The sequence below is a fragment of the Acinetobacter sp. MB5 genome (assembly GCF_003261585.1).
Taxonomy (GTDB): Bacteria; Pseudomonadota; Gammaproteobacteria; order Pseudomonadales; family Moraxellaceae; genus Acinetobacter.
In genome coordinates, this window is record NZ_POVU01000040.1 from 1 (window position 1) to 2,090 (window position 2,090).

The following is a 2,090-nucleotide window of genomic DNA, read 5'->3' on the forward strand; positions in this document are numbered from 1 at the left end:
AAGATGGATCAACCATTATGATTGGTGGCTTTGGCACCGCAGGACAACCTGCTGAACTCATTGACGGCTTGATTGATTTGGGCATCAAAGACCTCACCATCGTCAGCAACAATGCAGGTAATGGTGACTACGGTCTGGCGAAACTGCTGAAAGCAGGTGCTGTCAAAAAAGTCATCTGTTCTTTCCCACGTCAGTCCGATTCTTGGGTATTCGACGAATTGTACCGTGCAGGCAAAATTGAACTTGAGTTAGTGCCACAGGGCAACCTTGCATGCCGTATTCAGGCTGCGGGGATGGGTCTTGGTGCAGTGTTCACCCCGACAGGTTATGGCACGCTGTTGGCAGAAGGTAAAGAAACCCGTCATATCGAGGGTAAAGACTATGTTCTGGAATACCCGATCCATGCCGATTTTGCCTTGATCAAGGCACAGCAGGGCGACCGCTGGGGCAATCTGGTGTATCGCAAATCCGCACGTAACTTTGGCCCAATTATGGCAATGGCTGCAAAAGTCACCATCGCACAAGTCTCAGAAGTGGTTGAACTGGGCGCACTCGATCCTGAACATATCATTACCCCAGGCATCTTTGTGCAGCACGTGGTTCAGGTTGAACCCGCTTCACCATTGGCAACGGCATAAGGAGACCCAGATGAGCTATAACAAATTAACCCGTGACCAAATCGCTGAACGTGTCGCTCAGGATATTCCCGATGGGGCTTATGTCAATCTCGGCATTGGCTTACCCACCAAGATTGCCAGCTACCTGCCAGCCGACAAAGATGTATTCCTGCATTCTGAAAATGGTTTGTTGGCTTTTGGCCCACCGCCAGCAGAAGGTGAAGAAGATCCTGAACTGATCAACGCAGGTAAAGAATTCGTGACCATGCTCAAAGGCGGTGCCTTTTTCCATCATGGGGATTCATTTGCCATGATGCGTGGTGGTCACCTCGATATCGCTGTGCTTGGTGCCTTCCAGATTGCTGAAAATGGTGATTTGGCCAACTGGCATACCGGTGCACCGAATGCGATTCCTGCCGTAGGCGGAGCAATGGACTTGGCTGTGGGTGCGAAGAAAGTGTTTATCACCACCGATCACGTCACCAAAAAAGGTGAACCGAAGATCGTGGCTGAACTGGCTTATCCTGCGACAGGTCTGAAATGTGTCGACCGTATCTATACTGACCTATGTGTGATTGATGTCACACCTGAAGGCTTGAAAGTCCTTGAGAAAGTTGAAGGTTTAAGCTTTGACGAATTACAGGCAATGACGGGTGCGAAACTCATCGATGCGACTCAACCGAATTAATGATTTGAATCCCTCCCAACCTCCCTTTTAAAAAGGGAGGAGTTTCTCTCTCAAATTAAAGTGGGAAACACAAGAAGTCCCCCTTTATCAAAGGGGGACTTAGGGGGATTATTAAGAGAACAACACAAATGAAGAATGCTTATATTATCGATGCGATTCGTACCCCGTTTGGCCGTTATGCAGGTGGTCTAGCTGCGGTACGTGCAGATGATCTAGGGGCTTTACCGATTAAAGCCTTGATGCAACGTAACCCAAGCGTAGACTGGCAACAGGTCGATGATGTGATCTATGGCTGTGCCAATCAGGCGGGTGAAGACAACCGTAATGTCGGACGCATGTCATCACTGCTTGCAGGCTTACCGTATCAAGTGCCAGCGACCACGATTAACCGTTTATGTGGTTCTTCACTCGATGCGATTGCTATGGCAGCCCGTACCATCAAAGCAGGTGAAGCCGACCTGATCATCGCAGGTGGTGTAGAGAGCATGAGCCGCGCCCCATTTGTGATGGGCAAAGCAGAAACCGCTTATGGTCGTACCCAGAAGATTGAAGACACCACCATGGGCTGGCGTTTCATCAATCCGAAACTCAAAGACATGTATGGTGTGGACACCATGCCACAAACTGCGGAAAACGTGGCGGAACAGTTCCACATCAACCGTGAAGATCAAGACAAGTTTGCCTTAAACAGCCAGCAACGTACGGCTGCTGCACAAGCCAAAGGTTACTTTGCCAATGAAATCGTGCCTGTCACCATTCCACAGCGCAAAGGTGATCCGATTGTT

Annotated in this window: 3 protein-coding genes; all 3 read left to right on the top strand. The window is 49.5% G+C overall.

Annotated features, from left to right (window positions below; translation table 11 throughout):
• On the top strand, window positions 1–638 hold a 638-nt coding region (locus C1A47_RS17470), incomplete at its 5' end, for a 3-oxoacid CoA-transferase subunit A (protein ID WP_111896285.1).
• 10 nt (window positions 639–648) lie between these two features.
• Window positions 649–1,305, top strand: a complete 657-nt coding sequence (locus C1A47_RS17475; protein ID WP_111896286.1) for a 3-oxoacid CoA-transferase subunit B — start codon at window positions 649–651, stop codon at window positions 1,303–1,305.
• Window positions 1,306–1,433: 128 nt separating this feature from the next.
• Window positions 1,434–2,090, top strand: a 657-nt coding sequence (locus C1A47_RS17480; RefSeq protein ID WP_264756279.1) for a beta-ketoacyl synthase N-terminal-like domain-containing protein, incomplete at its 3' end; no start/stop codon positions are given.